At 64.7% G+C, this 15,775-nt stretch carries 11 protein-coding genes and 1 riboswitch; of the genes, 3 read left to right on the top strand and 8 right to left on the bottom strand.

Annotated elements, in window-relative coordinates; genetic code table 11:
• Window positions 1-110 precede the first annotated feature (110 nt).
• The 6 genes from ACTJKX_RS03625 to mobA form a co-directional block, all read right to left on the bottom strand.
• Window positions 111-743: a thiamine ABC transporter ATP-binding protein gene (locus ACTJKX_RS03625; RefSeq protein ID WP_440724400.1), complete on the bottom strand. Its 633-nt coding sequence runs from the start codon at window positions 741-743 to the stop codon at window positions 111-113.
• Complete coding sequence (locus tag ACTJKX_RS03620; protein WP_440724399.1) at window positions 727-2,283, bottom strand: ABC transporter permease subunit; 1,557 nt, start codon at window positions 2,281-2,283, stop codon at window positions 727-729. Before ACTJKX_RS03620 ends, ACTJKX_RS03625 begins: the two co-directional genes overlap by 17 nt.
• Before the next feature lie 208 nt (window positions 2,284-2,491).
• Window positions 2,492-3,505, bottom strand: coding sequence for a thiamine ABC transporter substrate binding subunit (gene thiB / locus ACTJKX_RS03615; protein WP_367623912.1), 1,014 nt, complete (start codon window positions 3,503-3,505; stop codon window positions 2,492-2,494).
• 53 nt (window positions 3,506-3,558) lie between these two features.
• Window positions 3,559-3,671, bottom strand: a riboswitch (TPP riboswitch).
• A 133-nt stretch (window positions 3,672-3,804) separates the two neighbouring features.
• The gene (locus tag ACTJKX_RS03610; protein WP_367623913.1) at window positions 3,805-4,467 is read right to left on the bottom strand and encodes an HAD family hydrolase; all 663 of its coding nucleotides are present in this window, start codon (window positions 4,465-4,467) and stop codon (window positions 3,805-3,807) included.
• Between the two features lie 15 nt (window positions 4,468-4,482).
• The gene (locus ACTJKX_RS03605) at window positions 4,483-6,228 is read right to left on the bottom strand and encodes an ABC transporter ATP-binding protein (RefSeq protein ID WP_440724398.1); all 1,746 of its coding nucleotides are present in this window, start codon (window positions 6,226-6,228) and stop codon (window positions 4,483-4,485) included.
• Between the two features lie 225 nt (window positions 6,229-6,453).
• Window positions 6,454-7,050 carry a molybdenum cofactor guanylyltransferase MobA gene (gene mobA, locus ACTJKX_RS03600; RefSeq protein WP_440724507.1) on the bottom strand — a complete coding sequence of 199 codons (597 nt, stop codon included), beginning with the start codon at window positions 7,048-7,050 and terminating at the stop codon, window positions 6,454-6,456.
• A 232-nt stretch (window positions 7,051-7,282) separates the two neighbouring features.
• On the opposite strand from mobA, the gene ACTJKX_RS03595 reads away from it, so the two are divergent.
• The 3 genes from ACTJKX_RS03595 to ACTJKX_RS03585 all read left to right on the top strand — a co-directional run bounded on the left by ACTJKX_RS03595 (window position 7,283) and on the right by ACTJKX_RS03585 (window position 8,882).
• Complete coding sequence (locus tag ACTJKX_RS03595; RefSeq protein WP_394309887.1) at window positions 7,283-7,549, top strand: sulfurtransferase TusA family protein; 267 nt, start codon at window positions 7,283-7,285, stop codon at window positions 7,547-7,549.
• Window positions 7,549-8,067, top strand: coding sequence for a molybdopterin-guanine dinucleotide biosynthesis protein B (mobB, locus tag ACTJKX_RS03590; RefSeq protein ID WP_394310111.1), 519 nt, complete (start codon window positions 7,549-7,551; stop codon window positions 8,065-8,067). Before ACTJKX_RS03595 ends, mobB begins: the two co-directional genes overlap by 1 nt.
• A 62-nt stretch (window positions 8,068-8,129) precedes the next feature.
• Complete coding sequence (locus ACTJKX_RS03585) at window positions 8,130-8,882, top strand: SDR family oxidoreductase (RefSeq protein WP_440724397.1); 753 nt, start codon at window positions 8,130-8,132, stop codon at window positions 8,880-8,882.
• A 135-nt stretch (window positions 8,883-9,017) separates the two neighbouring features.
• Here the strand turns inward: ACTJKX_RS03585 and ACTJKX_RS03580 are convergent, their stop codons facing one another.
• Both ACTJKX_RS03580 and ACTJKX_RS03575 read right to left on the bottom strand, forming a co-directional pair.
• Entirely contained in the window at window positions 9,018-13,322 is a 4,305-nt protein-coding gene (locus tag ACTJKX_RS03580) for a translocation/assembly module TamB domain-containing protein (RefSeq protein ID WP_440724396.1), read from the bottom strand.
• Window positions 13,322-15,307 (bottom strand): autotransporter assembly complex protein TamA, encoded by a 1,986-nt coding sequence (locus ACTJKX_RS03575; protein WP_440724395.1) that lies wholly within the window; start codon window positions 15,305-15,307, stop codon window positions 13,322-13,324. Before ACTJKX_RS03575 ends, ACTJKX_RS03580 begins: the two co-directional genes overlap by 1 nt.
• Between the last annotated feature and the right edge of the window lie 468 nt (window positions 15,308-15,775).

The following is a 15,775-nucleotide window of genomic DNA, read 5'->3' as shown; positions in this document are numbered from 1 at the left end:
CGGACTTCCAGTCCGCTTTTCCTTGTCGGCGAAGGCACGGCACCCTGGAGGATCGATCTCCGCAGTTCCATCAATTGAGGGAGCAGATCGCCCCTCCGTGTTGCCTCGCCTCAGCCCACGACCCGTCCATCTGCTACCGTGATGACCTGATCGGCCCTGCCCTCGACATCTTCGGGCGTATGCGTGGTCATCAGCACGGTCAGGTTCTTCTCGCGACGCAGCGTATCGATGAGATCGATCATGTCGGCCCGCATGGTGGGATCGAGCCCTGTCAGCGGCTCGTCGAGCAGCAGCAGCGGGCGCGTGGTCAGCATGGCACGCGCGAGCGCGACGCGCTGGCGTTGGCCACCGGAGAGCTCTGAAGGCAGGCGCGCTTCCATGCCGGCCAGATCGACATGGTCGAGCATCGCCGAGATGGCCTGGCGATCGGCCGCCGAGAGCCGAAGGGAGGGCGACAGGGCGAGACCGGCGTTCTGCAGGGCCGTGAGATTGGGCAGGAGATTATGGTCCTGGAAGACGATGGCCACCGGCCTGTCAGCCGGCTTCAGCGGCAGGAGATCGATCCCCCCGAAGCTGAGCCTGCCGCTTGCCGGCTTTTCGAAACCGGCAATGGCGTGCAGCAAGGTGGACTTACCGCCGCCGGAAGGACCGACCATGGCCGCTAGCGCACCGCGCGGAACCGTGAGGTCGTAGCGCCCGGTCCAGTCGTCGATGATGATGGTGAGTTTATCCACGACGAGCATGCCGGCCTCCAAACCGCCCAGCCACCAGGAACAGCACGAGCACGAGACCGGCAAGCAGCGCGGCAATGCCGTCCGCCTCGGCGACACGGTAGGAGCCGAGCTTGGCGTAGAGCAAGGCCGGCAGTGTCACCAGGCTCTGCGAGCCGAACAGGGCCACCACGCCGAGATCGCCCAGCGACAGCGCCATGGCAAGGGCGAAACCCGCCGTCGCCGAGGGGGCCAGCAAAGGCCACTCGACCAGACGCAACCGCGCCCAGCCGGTCAGGCCGAGATTGTCGGCCAGTCGGCCATACCGCTCCTCAGCCAGAGCCAAGGGCGGATCGACGAGCCGGTGCACGAAAGGCAGAGCCATCATCGCATTGACCAGGATGAGAGCCGGCATCGCCACGAAATCGGTCGCGCCCAAGGCGCGGGCGATCACGTAGAGACCCGCTGCGAAAGCCAATGGCGGAGCGGCCAGTGTGAGCAAGGGCCCCGCGGCCATCAGACGGGCGAGACGGGGCCAGACCTGCTTTGTCAGCGACAGGCGCGAACGCGACAGCAGGAGGGCAGCGGCCAGCGACAGCAAGGCAGCCGCCAATGCAACCACCAGACTGGTCACGAGGGCTCGGGGCACCTGCGGATCGATGCCAGCCATCAGCGTGCGGCCCGCGTGAATGACCGCCAGCAAGGGTGGCAGCAGCAGAAGCAGCGCAAAGCCGATGACCAGCGCATCGGCCAGCTGCAGCCAGCCAGCCTCGCGATCGGGCCGTTCCAGCCTGCGTCCGACACTCGCCGCTTCGGGCGGGCGCACCAGCAACGGCGCGGCAAGCGTCACCAGCAGTGCCATGGCGGCGATCTGCAGCAAGGCCAGCACCGCGGCCCGGGCAAAATCGGCATCGGAATGGATGGCCTGGTAGATTGCAACCTCGAACGTGGCACTCCCCGGCCCGCCTCCGAGCGTAAGGGGAATGGCGAAGGACGTCGCGCAGGCGATGAAGATCAGGAGCGCGAGCGCCGGCAGGTCCCGCCTCAGCACCGGCCAGTCGATGCGGCGAAAGATGGTAGCCGGAGGCATGCCGAGCGAGGCTGCCAGCCGCCAATGCTCGCCCGGCACCGCCTCCAGCGCCGCAAGGAACACCCGGCTCGCGAAGGCACCGTTGAAGAACACATGCACCATCAGGATGCCGGTGAGCCCGTACAGCGAGATGGCCGGCAGGCCGATGGCACCCAGCACGGTGTTGGCGATGCCGGCCCTACCGTAGATGCCGGCAAAGGCGAACACGGCGACGATCGAGGGCAAAGCCGCTGCAACGCCGAACAGGGCCAGCAGCAGCCGACGTCCGGGAAATTGCCGCCGGGCCAGCGCCAGGGCCACGAGCGCCCCGAACGAGAGCGACAGCAGAGTGGAGAGCAGCGCCTGATAGACGGTGAAACCGGCGATCGAGACGAGATAACCGACATTGCCCTGCCAGGCGTCGCCGCCAGCCGCGAGAAACAGGCTGGCGAGCGCGGCGAGCACGAGTGCGGCAAGGCCGCCGAGGAGAATCAGGCCGGGCATTCAGATTGAAGCATCTTTACCTCCCCTGGAGGGGGAGGGTCGGCCTGAAAGGCCGGGGTGGAGTGACTCTTTGCAAAATATTTCAGCTTTGGCCGAGGGAAGACGATTTGGAAGGGCCAGTGCATCCCACCCCACCCCGACACTTCGTGTCGCCCCTCCCCCTCCAGGGGAGGGTAAAGGACCAGCGTCGAGCTTCACCTGCCCTTCCTCACTTCGCCATGGCGGCCAGCCATTCGTCGATCCAGGCCTTGCGGTTCTCGGCGAGCTTGGCCGGATCCGCCATCAGGGCCTTGGCGGGCACGGCAACGGCCTTGAAGCTCTCCGGCAGGCCGGCAGCGGGCGTCCTGGCCGGATACATCCAATTGGTCTCGGGCAGGACGGACTGGGCCTCGTCGGAGATGAGGAAGGTGAGGAACTGGCGCCCGAGTTCCTGCTGCTTTGAACTCGCCGTCACCCCGGCGACCTCGACCTGGGTCTGATGGCCTTCCGGGAACATCGCAGCCTTGTAGTTGGTCTTCTTCTCGGCACCGATATGGTAGGCGGGCGAGGTCGAATAGGAGAGCACCATGTCGGCCTCGCCCTTCAGGAAGAGCCCATAGGCTTCCGACCAGCCCGAAGTGACCGTGACGATGCGGGGCTTCAAGGATTTCCAGGCGTCGGAGGCCTTGTCGCCATACACGGCCTTCATCCATGCGAGCAGGCCAAGGCCCGGCGTGGAGGTGCGCGGATCCTCGATCACCAGCTTGGGACCGTTCTTGTCGTCGACGAGATCCTTCAGGCTGGCGGGCGGGGTCTTGAGCTTGTCGCTGTCATAGACGAAGGCGAAATAGCCCCAGTCATAGGGAATGAAGGTCTTGTTGGTCCAAGGCTCGGGCAGAGAGAGCTTCTCGGCTGCCACGCCATGCGGCGCGAACAGGCCTGATTTCTCCGCCTCTCCCATCAGATTGTCGTCGAGCCCGACGACGACGTCGGCCTTGGTCGAGGCCCCTTCGAGCTTGAGCTTGGCGAAGAGGGCGCCACCATCATCGGCGGTGACATAGGTCAGCTTGCAGTTGCACTTGGCCTCGAAGGCGGTTTGCAGCGGCTTGCCGGGGCCATATTCGCCGGAGAAGCTCTCATAAGTGTAGACGGTGAGCACCGGCTTGTCGTCGGCCGAGGCCGTTGTGGCGACGGTGGCCAGTGCGAGAGCGGCGAGCAGTTTCCTCAGCATAGCGTCCTCCATGTCGAAAACGGTTCGATACGGATGACGGCGGTGAAGAAAATTGAGGTGAAGCTGAAAGCTTCGAAGCTCATCCCTCCGCCGGCACGACCCGGATCAGGTTCGATGGGTTAGACGTAGCTTGCGGCCATCGTCTTCTCAGCCCTTGCGGGCACCCCATGAGACAATTCTCGTGTTAGCGCTTTCCCGGCACGAGGGAAAGTCCGTTTCATCGCGGCAGCCGCCCTCTGCCGACGACAGGCCAAGACTTGGGGCCTCACCCAGCATCCGCGCCATGACGGAGCTGGGTCACCGGCCTGCGATCAGGCGATACCGAGCCGAGCTGCGGCGAAGGGTCGGAGGCGCGAATCCGTATAGTCGGGAATCGCCAGTTCCACGCCGGCCGCCAGCAGCGCCTCCTCGCTCATGCTGGTGGCAAGACCGATCACGGCAAGGCCCGCTGCCTTGCCAGCCGTGATGCCCGAGCGCGAATCCTCGAAGGCCAGGCTGGAAGCGGCCCGTCCGTACAGGCGCTCCAGGCCGACAAGGTAAGGATCGGGATGGGGCTTGGGATTGGCAACCTCAGCGCCGATCACCACGGTCGGAAAGCGTTCCACCAGGCCCAGATTGACCAGCTGATGCTCTGCATTGTCCCGCGGTGCATTGGTGACCACGCCGACCGGCACCCCGTTCTGCTCCAGCCAGTCGAGGAAATCCGTCAGTCCCTTCGCCGGCTTCAGCCCCACGAAGAGGCTGCGGAACATCGCCTCCTTGTCGTCGACGAGCTTGAGGGCGGCATCTTCGTCGAGATCCTTCAGGAAATTCCTGGCAAGCAGGCTGTTGGGCTGGCCCATGATCTCGGAGACATAGGTGTCGAGGGAAAGCTCGATCCCGTGCGGCGCCACCATCTCGCGCCAGGCCTCGTAATGCAGGTGATCGGCATCGACCAAAGTGCCGTCGAGATCGAAGAGAGCAACGGATTTCACGAAACAAAACCTTCTTCAGAGAGGCAGGAGCTGGGGCTCGTCGCGGAACTGCACGGCATGGAGGGCGGCATAGCGCCCTGCCCTGGCGAGCAGCGCCTCATGGCTGCCCTCCTCCACCAGCCGGCCGCCGTCGATCACGCAGATCTTGTCGGCTTCCTGGATGGTCTGCAGCCGGTGGGCGATTACCACGACGGTGCGGCCGGCGCAGAGATCGTCGAGGGCATTCTGCACCGCCTGTTCGGATTGCGAGTCCAATGCGGCCGTGGCCTCGTCCAGGAGAATGATCGAGGCATCACGCAGGATGGCACGCGCGATCGCGATGCGGGCACGCTGCCCGCCGGAAAGCTGCAGGCCGCGCTCACCGACCTCGGTGTCGTATTCCCGGTCGAAATCCACGATGAAATCATGGGCATAGGCGGCCTTGGCTGCCGCCTCGATCGCCTCCTGCGAGGCACCCGGCCGGCCGAAGGCGATATTCTCCCGGATGGTGCCGGCGAACAGGAAGACGTCCTGGCCGACATAGGCCATGGCACTGCGGAGGCTGGCGACGGAAACCGACGCGATGTCCTGCCCGTCGATTTCGATCGCGCCGGAGTCCGGCTCATAGAAGCGCAGGATCAGGTTGAGCACGGTCGACTTGCCGCTGCCGGACGGACCGACCAGAGCGGTCGTCTTGCCGGCCTCGGCGACCAGCGAGAGATCGTTGAGCACCGGCTCGTCCGGCTTGTAGCCGAAGCTCACCTGATCGAAGGCGATATGGCCACCTCTGTTGACGAAGGCGGGCTTCTTGCTCTCGCCTGCCCCTTCGCGCGCCGGCTGATCGATGATGTCGTAAAACATGCTCACGCCGGTAACGGCGGCGTTCAAGTCGACATTGACGCGAGCGAGTGCCTTGGACGGCGCATAAGCGGTGAGGAAGGCGAACAGGAAAGAGATCAACTCGTCGACTGTGAGCTGGCCGGCGGTGATACGCCAACCGCCATAGATGATGACCGCCGCAACGGCAAAACCGGCCATTGTCTCCATGATCGGGCCAGAACGATTGCCGAGCCCCGCCATCTTGTTGGCGGCTGCCTGGGCCTCGGCCACGCCGGCTGCCATGCGGGCCCGCATGGCCTGCTCCATGCCGAAGGACTTGACCACCCGGATCCCTTGCGAGGTTTCCTGAATGATTCCGGTGATCTGCGCGGTGCTCTGATATTGGCGCTTCACCACACGCCGGATCCGCTTGGTGATATAGCGGATGCCGAGCACGGCAGGCGGCATCACCACGAGGGCAGACAAGGCCAATAGCGGATCACGCATGATCATCACGGCGATCAGTGCACCGACCTGCAGCACGTTGGAGACCGAGGTGACCAGAAGATTGGAGGCGATGCGCGAGGAATTGGCCACGAAAGTATTCGAGGCCACCATTTCGGTGGAATGGCGCGCGGTGAAATAGGCCATGTCCTGCTTCACGACATGATCGAACAGCCGCTGCTGCACGCTGGCGATGATGGAGTTGCCGATGCGGGCGAGCACGGTGTCCTTGGTATAGGCAGCCGCGCCGCGAACCAGGAAGACCACGACGACCAGCAGGGCAAAGCCTGTGATCTGCCCCATGCTCTGCTTGTCCCACATGGCGCGAATGACCGGCCCGATCAGCCAGGCCACCAGCCCGCCCATGGACGCTTCGATCGCGCCGGCAGCAATCGCCACGCCATAGGCGCGGGTGTGCTTGCTTCCTTCATCGGAGAACAGGCGCCGCAGCAACGGCATGGCGCGGACAGTGTTCTGAGCCTCTGTGGAAATGGTGGCAACTCCTGGAGCAGCGCAGGTTCTTGCCAAACCCCGCTGCACTCCGACCTTGGTTTCAACGCGCCTCTGCGTTTCCCGGGATGCCCCGTCGGTCGCAAAAAGCTCTAGCAATCGCCGCGCTTCTATCACCGGTGCGGAATTAAGGCCAGATGGCGGCACTAGCGCGCGATGGGACGGCTTCCGCAGTCAGGCCGCCGGGAAACGGGCGAGGAGCGCCTCCGCCTCAGCCATTCCGGCGGAATCGTTGACATTGGCGAAGGGATCGAAGGGCTCGGCCGGCCACGTCACTTCCGCGAAATCGTGGCGGCGAAGAATGGCCTCCACCCGGCGCTGATCCTCCTCGACCAAGGCCTTCCGCAGGGCACTACGCAGATGAACGGGCCAGAGCGCCGCCGTCGGATGGCGCCGGCCGGCCGAGACTGCGACGGCACCTCTTCCCGCCTGTGTCCCCGCCCGCAACCTTGCCACCAGATCCGCCGGCAGGAAGGGAGCGTCACAAGGCACCACGGCGACCTCGTTAAAACCGGCCTGCGCCGCATGATCGAGACCGGCGAGCACACCGGCCAGCGGTCCCGGAAAATCCGGCACGCCGTCCGGCAGGATCGGAAGAGACAGTGTCTCGAAGCGCGCAGCATCCCCATTGGCGTTGAGAAAGAGGGCGCGGACCTGCGGACGCAGGCGCGCGGCGATGCGTTCAAGAATCGTCCGCCCGCCCAGCAGGGACAGTCCCTTATCGCCGCCACCCATGCGGCGCGACAAGCCGCCCGCGAGGATCACGCCCATGATGGCGCTGCCTGTCTTCTGCTCGTCCTGGTTCAACGACACTGCCTCGCCTTTCCGAGATCGATGGCGGCTGAAGGTCGCCGTGCCGCCGCTCGAGATGTTCCATGCCAAAGGCATGTCGAGCAAGCCCAGAGGGACTTTTCCGGGATTTCTTCAACCCCGACAGGGCGGAGATGCGTCGCGACGACGCACAATGGTTGAATGGCGGGCTCCGGCTCGCTAGAGCGGTGATATGTCCGCTCATCCCTCCTCTCCGTCGGCGACCGCCCCGGCCCTGCGCATCGATCTGCGCGGCCTCAAATGCCCGCTGCCCGTGCTGCGCGCACAGAAGGAGCTGGCGCGCCTGGCGCCTGGCGACCGCCTCATCCTCGAATGCACCGATCCGATGGCAGCGATCGACCTGCCCAATCTCATGCGTGAAACGGGAGACATCTACGAAGGGCGCAGCGATGAGCAGGGCTTTACTGCGCACCACATCCGCAAGGGACCGCGGTCATGATGCGGCTTATGGGCCTGTCGGGCTGGAGCGGCGCCGGCAAGACGACCCTGATCGCAGCGCTGATTCCCGCCCTGCTCCAGCGCGGCCTGACGGTATCGACCATCAAGCACGCCCACCACGCCTTCGATGTCGACAAGCCGGGCAAGGACTCCTACATCCACCGTGAATCGGGCGCCCGGGAAGTGCTGGTCGCCTCGGCCCATCGTTTCGCGCTGATGCATGAGCTGCGCGGCGCTCCCGAGCCGCCCCTCACCGAACTCCTCCGGCGATTGTCGCCAGTCGACCTCGTCATCGTCGAAGGGTTCAAGAGCGATCCGCATCCCAAGATCGAGGTGCATCGCACGGCGACCGACAAGGATTACATCTATCCCGGCGATCCCTATATTCGCGCCATCGCCACGGACGCACCCGGCCCCTTCCCGATGCCGCGCTTCGAGCTCGACGACGTCGATGGGATTGCCGAATGGGTGATCCGCGAGGCAGTTCCCATCGAACCGGGAGATGTCTCCCCTCTCTGAACGATCAGATCACGTCCATCCCCTTGAGCCAGCCAAGGCCGATCACAAGCCGGGAGTTCTCGATGTCGCAGCGCCCTCTCCTTCTCGTCACCGGCGGAAGCCGCGGCATCGGAGCCGCCGTCTCGCTCAAGGCTGCCCAAGCCGGCTACGACCTCGTCATCAACTACCGCAGCGACCATGCCGCGGCCGAGGCCGTGGCGGAAGCTGCCCGGCATGCGGGTGCGCGGGTACTGCTCCGTGCCGGCGACATGGCCAAGGAAGACGACATTGCGGCCCTGTTCGCCGCCGTCGACGATTTCGGCAGGCTGACGCATCTGGTCAACAATGCCGGCATCACCGGCAAGTCCGGACGGCTCGCCGACACCGATCCCGCCGTCATACGAGAGACGATCGACGTCAACGTCACCGGCGCCATCCTGGTGGCACGCGAGGCGGCCAAGCGGCTTTCGACCCGGCTGGGCGGCCCGGGCGGGGCCATCGTCAACATGTCCTCCGCCGCGGCGACCTTGGGCTCGCCGGGCGAATATGTCTGGTATGCCGCATCCAAGGCCGCAATCGACGGATTGACCTACGGCCTCGCCCGCGAGCTCGCCACCGAGGGCGTGCGTGTCAATGCCATCCAGCCCGGCATGGTCGACACCGAGATCCATGCCCGCAGCACCGGCGACGCCGGACGCGTGGAACGCATCAGGCCGAGCATTCCGATGCAGCGTATCGGCGCCGCCGACGAAATTGCCGATGCAACGCTCTATCTGTTGTCGGAAGCGGCGAGCTACGTCACCGGCTCGATCCTGCGCGTTGCAGGCGGCCGCTAAGGCATCGGCCGGTGACACCTAAACGCCGCCTTTGTCATGCCCGGGCAGAGGGGTCTGGATTGCCGGGTCAAGCCCGGCAATGACAAAGGCCGGGCCGATTCGTTCATTGACGAACCCTAAGGCGAACGCCGTTCCTCAATATTCGCGCTCGTAGTAGATGCCGCCCTTCGAGCCGTCGGTGCCGGCCTGGCCGCGCAGCTTGAGGTTCCTGGTGACGTCGAGATTGATGGTGGCGTCGGTCTGGCCGCCGACGCCCGAGGTCACGCCCAGATAGATCTTGTCGCCGATATAAGTGCCGGCCTGCACGGCGGCGTTGCCGCTGGAATCGGTGACCACGCCGAGATTGTCGAGGCCGGTCGACTTGCGGATGCTGTCGAGCAGGCCGGGACCGGAGGGGCCGCCGGCGAGCTGGGCCACGGCCGTGGCAAGCTGGGCGAGCTGCAGCGGCGACAGGTCCTGGATGCTGCGACCGAACAGGAAGCGCGCCATCACCTCGTCCTGCGGCAGCTGGGGCACCGAGGAGAGCACGATCTGCGGATCGGAAGCCCGCCCGGTCACCCGCACCGTCACCGTGATCGAGCTGTTGCGGGTAGAGGCGACGAAATCGATGTTGGGATCGAGATCGCCGACCAGGGTTACCTTGCCCGAGTCGAACACGATGTGCTGGCCGATGACGTCGAGCGAGCCACGCCGCATCTCCAGGAAGCCCACCGGCGATATGTTGGCGACCGAACCCTTCAGCGCCATCTGGCCGCCGAGTTCGGCATCGATGCCGCGGCCACGCACGAAGATGCGGGCCGGCGCATCGATGGTCAGGTCGAGCACCACATTCGGGCCGGAACTGGCCTTGCCCTTCTTGGGTTTGCCTGCCGCGGCGGTGTCCTTCGCCTTTGCCAGGGTCCGGGTTACCTCACGCGGCGGCTTGAGATGCCTGACGCCGAGCATGGCGGCATTGGCGGCAAAGCGCTCGGGAATGGTGATCTCTGCACGCTGGATCTCGATACGGCCACCGATGACCGGCTTGACCATCAGCGGGCCGCGCACCGTGATGTCGCTGGAGACGATCGCCGTCGCCAGACTGCCGTCGGTGAGCTTGGCGTTGCGCGTGGTGATCTTCAGGTCGGCGGCGAAATCGGGCTTCAGGCCGATCGAACCGCTGACACCGATAGAACCGCCGCCCTGGGTGGTCGCGCTGAACTGGGCAATGGTTGCCCGGTCGCGATCGAAGCGGATCGTGCTGCCGATCCCCGTCAGCTTCATGCCCGTTTCGGGATCGGTCACCGTGCCGCCTGATATCACGGCCTGGCCCGACACGGCCGGCGCGGCGATCGAGCCGCCGGCCTTGGCGTTGAGGGTGAGTGTGCCGGTGGCGCGGCCGCCGCGATCACGCAGGGCGCCATTGGCCAGAGCGAGCGGCGCCGACGCCTGCACATCGACGGAAAGGCCGGCCCCCTGCAAGGGCACGTGACCGCGCGCGGTGACCGACAGGCCCCCCACTCCCGTCAGGCTGGCGCTACCAATCGTGACGGCCTTGCCGGCATAGCGGCCATTGGCGGCAAGCTGCAGGGCCGGAATGCCGAAGCCCTTCGCGGCGGCGACACCGAGGCCGCTGCCCTTCACGTCGAACTCCGCCACCGGATCGGCGGGCTTGCCGGAAAGCTTCACATTGGCCGACAGCGTGCCCGTGGCGCCGAGACCGGGCGAAGCGATATTGGCCAGAGACAGTGGCAGCTGGCCGACGACGATATTCATCGCCAGCGTCTCGCCGACCTTACCGTCGACGGACACGACGCCGCCCTGCCCGATCCTGAGCACGGCCTTGGGGATGGTGACCCCGCTCTTGCGGCTGGCGATGGTGACCGGCGACTGGAGGGAGGCGGAGATACCCTGCTGTGAAACGTCGAGCTTGTCGAGCCGGGCGTCGAGCCCATCGCCGGCCGGCTTCACCGCGCCTGCGAGCGCGAGCTTGCCCTTCGGCATGGTGCCCTGAAGCTGGAAGGCGGTGGCGTTCTCGCCCTCCGGCTTGGCGCTGGCCTGCAGCTGGCTGAGGATGAAGGAGCCGGCCTGGACATTGGCGGCGTTGGCTGTGCCGGCGAGTGCCGGAACACCCGTGAGATCCTGCCCGGTCAGGTCGATGGTGGCGGAGCCGATGCTGTTGGCCTCGATCTTGAGCGCCTTGGCCTGCGCCTTGATCGCGGCGTTCTGCTTGTTACCCTCGACGGACAGGCCGATATTGGCGGTCAGCGAACCGGAAGCCTTCATCAGCAGCAGCGGCGCAATCGCGGCCATGTCCGGGATCGCCGCATTGAGCTGGCCACTGGCACGCCCGTTCGGGGTGACGGCAAGGTCGCCGGCAAGCTGGGCAGCTCCCGCGCTGGCATTGAGGCCGTTGATCTGGTGGGTACCATCCGCCAGCGTGGCGATGGTCGCGCCCGCCTTCACCGGCATGCGGTCGAGCTGGCCGGACAGCGAAAATACGCCGTTGACGGCGGGGCCGGCGACACTGCCGGTGAAATTGGCCTTGCCGTCGGTGAAGGGCTTGCCCTGCAGCACCAGCTTGGGCGCGACGAGATCGGCGACGACGTCGGGCTTTTCGGCACTGCCCTTCAGGCTGGCATTGACGTCGACGGCGCCGGAAGCGTTACCCGTCACCAGCTTGATGTCGGCAAGGCTGGCCGTGGCCTTGAAATCCATCGCCTTGGCGCCATAAAGCCCATCGGCCGAGGCATTGAACTGCTGGTTGCCCAGGGTGATCTTGTCGAAATGCAGGCCTTCGGCGTCGCGTCTGACGCCGCCCTTGAGATCGGTCGCTCCCTTGAGCACGGCATCGAGGCGCGGATCGCCGAGCACGATGTCGCTGGCCTTGCCTTCGAAGGTCAAAGCGAGACCGCCGCCCGCGAGAGCGACGTCGCCCTTGGCGGTCAGATCGGCCTTGCCGCGCAATTCGCGTCCCGCAAGGCCGGAGAATACCGAGATATCGGGCGTGGCCAGCGAGTAGATGCCGCTCATCTTGGTACCGACGATACCGGTGAAGCCGGCCTGGAAGGCGTTTGCCGCGAGACGCACGCCGTCGACGACCACAGGCTGCCCCGCCTGCCACTTGCCGGCTGCGGTGAGGCCGAGGCTGCTGCCGAGCGCCTTGGCAAGCCCGGCATCGGACGAACTGAGCTTGTCTCCCCGCCCGTCGACCTTGAAGGTGAGGCTCCGCTTTTGTGGATCGGCGAGGTTCTGGGCGTCACCGCCGGCCTTGATGGTGGCGCTCTCGGCGGCGACAGTCCCGGCAACCAGCTTCTGCAGATCGAAATTCGCGGTCCAGCCGCCATCGCCGAACTGGGCGGCCAGGGTCATTCCCCTGATACGGGCATTGCCTCCCGGCAACAGGATGTCGTGGCCGTCCTCGGCACCGAACTTGCCGTCCAACTTGAGCTTGGTCGGAAAGGCATCGGGCGATAGCGTACCCGCGAGGGCAAGGTCCAGCACGCCGGATTTGACGGTCGCATGCTTGAGTTCATAGCCACCGCCCGCAACCTGGCCGCCCTCGATCGAGAGGGCCGACTGGCCCCGGACGAAATCCGCATAGGCCGGATCGACCAGCCGTTCCAAATTGCCCCCGAGATCGGCCTTGAAGGTAACGCCATTCCCCCCCTGGGCAAGCGTCGTCTTGCCGCCGAACAGTTTGTTGCCGTCGGCCGAAAGGGCGATATCGGCGGCGAAATTGTCGAGGGGGCCGGAACCGACGATGGTGAAGCCGAGCGGCGGCGAGCCGGGCACCTTCAGCATGCTGCTCAGGAAGCCGCCATGCGGTTCCTGCAGTGAAAGATTGAGGCCCAATTGCTTGGTGGCATTGTCGAAATCGGCGGTGAAGGTGAGATCGCCACCGGCCGGCTGCGTACGCTTGATCAGCAATTCCGAATGCAGCTTGCCGTCCGCCAGCAGGGCATTGCCGCCGACGTCGAACACCGTATCCTCTCCGGCGAGGGCCGCGGAGAGCTTGACCACGGGCACGGCGAGCTTGCCGAGTTTCACCGAAACCGGCAGTTCGGGCAGGGAGAAGCCGCCCTCGCTGGCGGCCGGCTGCACGCCCTGGGGCGGATTGGGCTTGCGGGTGATCTCGATCGAACCCGCTTCGAGAAGGTCGACATCGAGCTTCTTGCTCATCAGGGCAAGCCGGCTCCAGACCAGATGGGCGTCCTTGATGGTCAGCCACACGCCTTGCCGGTCGGCGATGGTGATGGAAGAGATCCTCACATCGGACGACAGGGCGCCATCGATCTGGCCAAGCGAAATCTTCTGGTCCGGTGTCGAGATGGTGTCCTCGACATAGGTGATGAACCACGACTTCTCGCTGGCGTCGTCGGCGCGCGCCGGCGCGAGCGCCTTGAGACCGAGGGGAACGGCCACCACCGCGACGGCAGTGAAGAGAACGATCCGGCGCCGCATCAGAAGCTTTCTCCCAATCCGATATAAAGGGCGAAAGGCGGTGTGTTCTTCTTCTTGACCTTACCATCCTCGATGACGAAGCCCTTGACGGGCGTGAGCCCCCTGGCGATGTCCACGCGGATCGCTCCGAGGCTGGTATAGTAGCGCAGACCGACACCGGCACCAATCTTCATGTCCTCGTCGAAAGAAGGATAGGAGGTCGAGAAGGCGCTGCCCGCATCGACGAAGGGCACGATGCCGATACTGTCGGTGACCTTGATGCGCATTTCGAGCGAGCCCTCCAGCAAGGAGCGGCCGCCCACGACGAAGCCATTGTCGAGCTTGGGACCGAGGCTGCGGAAATTATAGCCGCGCACCGAGCCACCGCCGCCCGCATAGAACATGCGATCGCCCGGCAATTCGTTGGCCGGCGCCCCGACGATGGAGCCGACCGCAACCCGGCCGGCCAGGACATAGCGCCCCATCGCATCGAAGGAGAAATAGGCCGAACCGTCGATGCGCGTCACCGCGCCGAAATTGCCGAACTTGGCCTCGTAGAATGGCTCGAGCGTTCCTTTCAGGCGATAGCCGCGCGTCGGCTCCAGCTTGTCGTCGGTGGTGTCGTAGGCAAGCTCGCCAGGCAGGCTGAACAGCAGGAGATTGCGCTTGCCGTAGAAATCTTCGACCTGGTCGTATTCGCCGTTGATCGCAATCTTGCCGGTCAACCGTTCGGAGAACTCGTGGGCAAGCCCGACGCGGGCACGGAACGTATTCTGGGAATAGGGATCATAGACCTCTCGCTTGGCCAGCAATTGCGCGGTGAGGTCGGTGAAGGGGTCGAAGATCCCCGGCTTCACGAAGGTGACGCCGCCCGAATAGGTGAACTTGGTCGGGTCGGTCGAATCGACGCCCGCGACCGTTGCATCGAAACGCAGGCGCTCGGCCTCGCCGAACAGGTTGCGATGCTCCCAATAGCCATTGAGGCCGATGCCGTCGGTGGTGGAATATTCAGCGCCGGCACCGAAAACATGCAGCGGGCGTTCCGACACGGTGACCATCAGCGGCATGGTGCTGTCGGCCGCAATCGCATCGCCCTCCACGATGCTGGTGGTCGAGAACACCTGTAGGCGCTGCAAGCGCCGCTTGGCGAGCTCGATCTCGGCCGGATCATACTGATCGCCGGGCCGGAGCCCGGTCTGGCGCGCCACGAAAGCCGGATTCATGTCCTTGGTGCCGTCGACGGTCATGCGCCCATAATGGGCCAGGCGCCCCGGCTCGACCGCCAGTGTGACATCGAGCCGGTTGTTGTCGTGATCGGCGGTGATGACGCGCGGCAGGGCCTTGGCCTTGGGATAGCCCTGGCGCCGCCAGGCATCGATCATCGCCTGTTCCGCCGACAGCACGATGTCCGAATTGGCCTGATGCCCCGGCTCGAGGCCGAGACGCTCGGGCGTCTTGGTCTTGGGAATGTCGTCGATCGGGCTGTGCGGCGCCCGATTCTCCATCCTGATCCGGCCGAAAGTGAAGACCGGGCCAGGATTGACGTTGATCACCACCGGAACCGGATGCGGCAAGGTGGCATCGATGGGAATATCCTCGAGCTTGCGCCCATTGACCATGATCGAGATGGAGGCGCCATAGCGCGCATTGGCATAGAGCGTGCCGAGAATGCGATCATATTCGGTCCGCGCCTTGGAGAGGAAGGCGGGCGTGCTCGGCGGCGGCGTCTCATCCTTACCGCTATAGAGGGAGGATGCGCCCTCGACCGCCGACTTGATCGTCTTGTCCCCGCCCGCGATCACCACTTCGATCTTGTAGGTCTGGGCATCGGGTGAGACCGGCTTCTCGTCCGATCCGAAGAAATTATAGCCAAAGAGCTTGAAGGCTGCGGCAGGCTGAGGCTTTGCCCCGGCAATGAGCGCTGCGACAGCCACTGACAGGGCCAACCCCTTGGCCAGACGCTGCCGCGCCGGCATCAGGCGTTCGAGCCTGCTGAGCCCCCTCATCGCTTGTCGATCGCCCCACGCCATAGACCAGCGCCCCCACTGAACCCCTATACGAGGGCGCCGCCCCGGAGCCGAACCTTACGCCAAACAACCTCCGCCAATCAACCCACCACCGTATATCATCATGAATAAACGGTTAACCACGCAATCAATCCTATCACCTCAATAAACTGATCCACCGAAACATTCGATAAAGTTTGAACATTCCGCATATTCTTAAATAGGTAATTCCCATGAAGTGACGCATATTTGCATTCAAAGGTAATCGGCTGGCGTTTTTCTACAAGTCAACGATCGAAAACTTCAAAGCGACGTTGCCATTGGATAAGAAAATAACTTTACGTCATACCAATCGTATAAAAATGGTAAAAAACATCGCTACACGGCAAACCCGCCCCTCGAGCTCCAAGCTCCGGCCCAAAACACAGGCAAGAATTGTCCGGTCGGCGCACACCGACAGGACAAGGA

Source organism: Labrys sp. 22185, from assembly GCF_052045555.1.
In the GTDB taxonomy this organism is placed as follows: Bacteria; Pseudomonadota; Alphaproteobacteria; order Rhizobiales; family Labraceae; genus Labrys; species Labrys neptuniae.
This window is presented reverse-complemented; position numbering and strand designations above follow the sequence as displayed.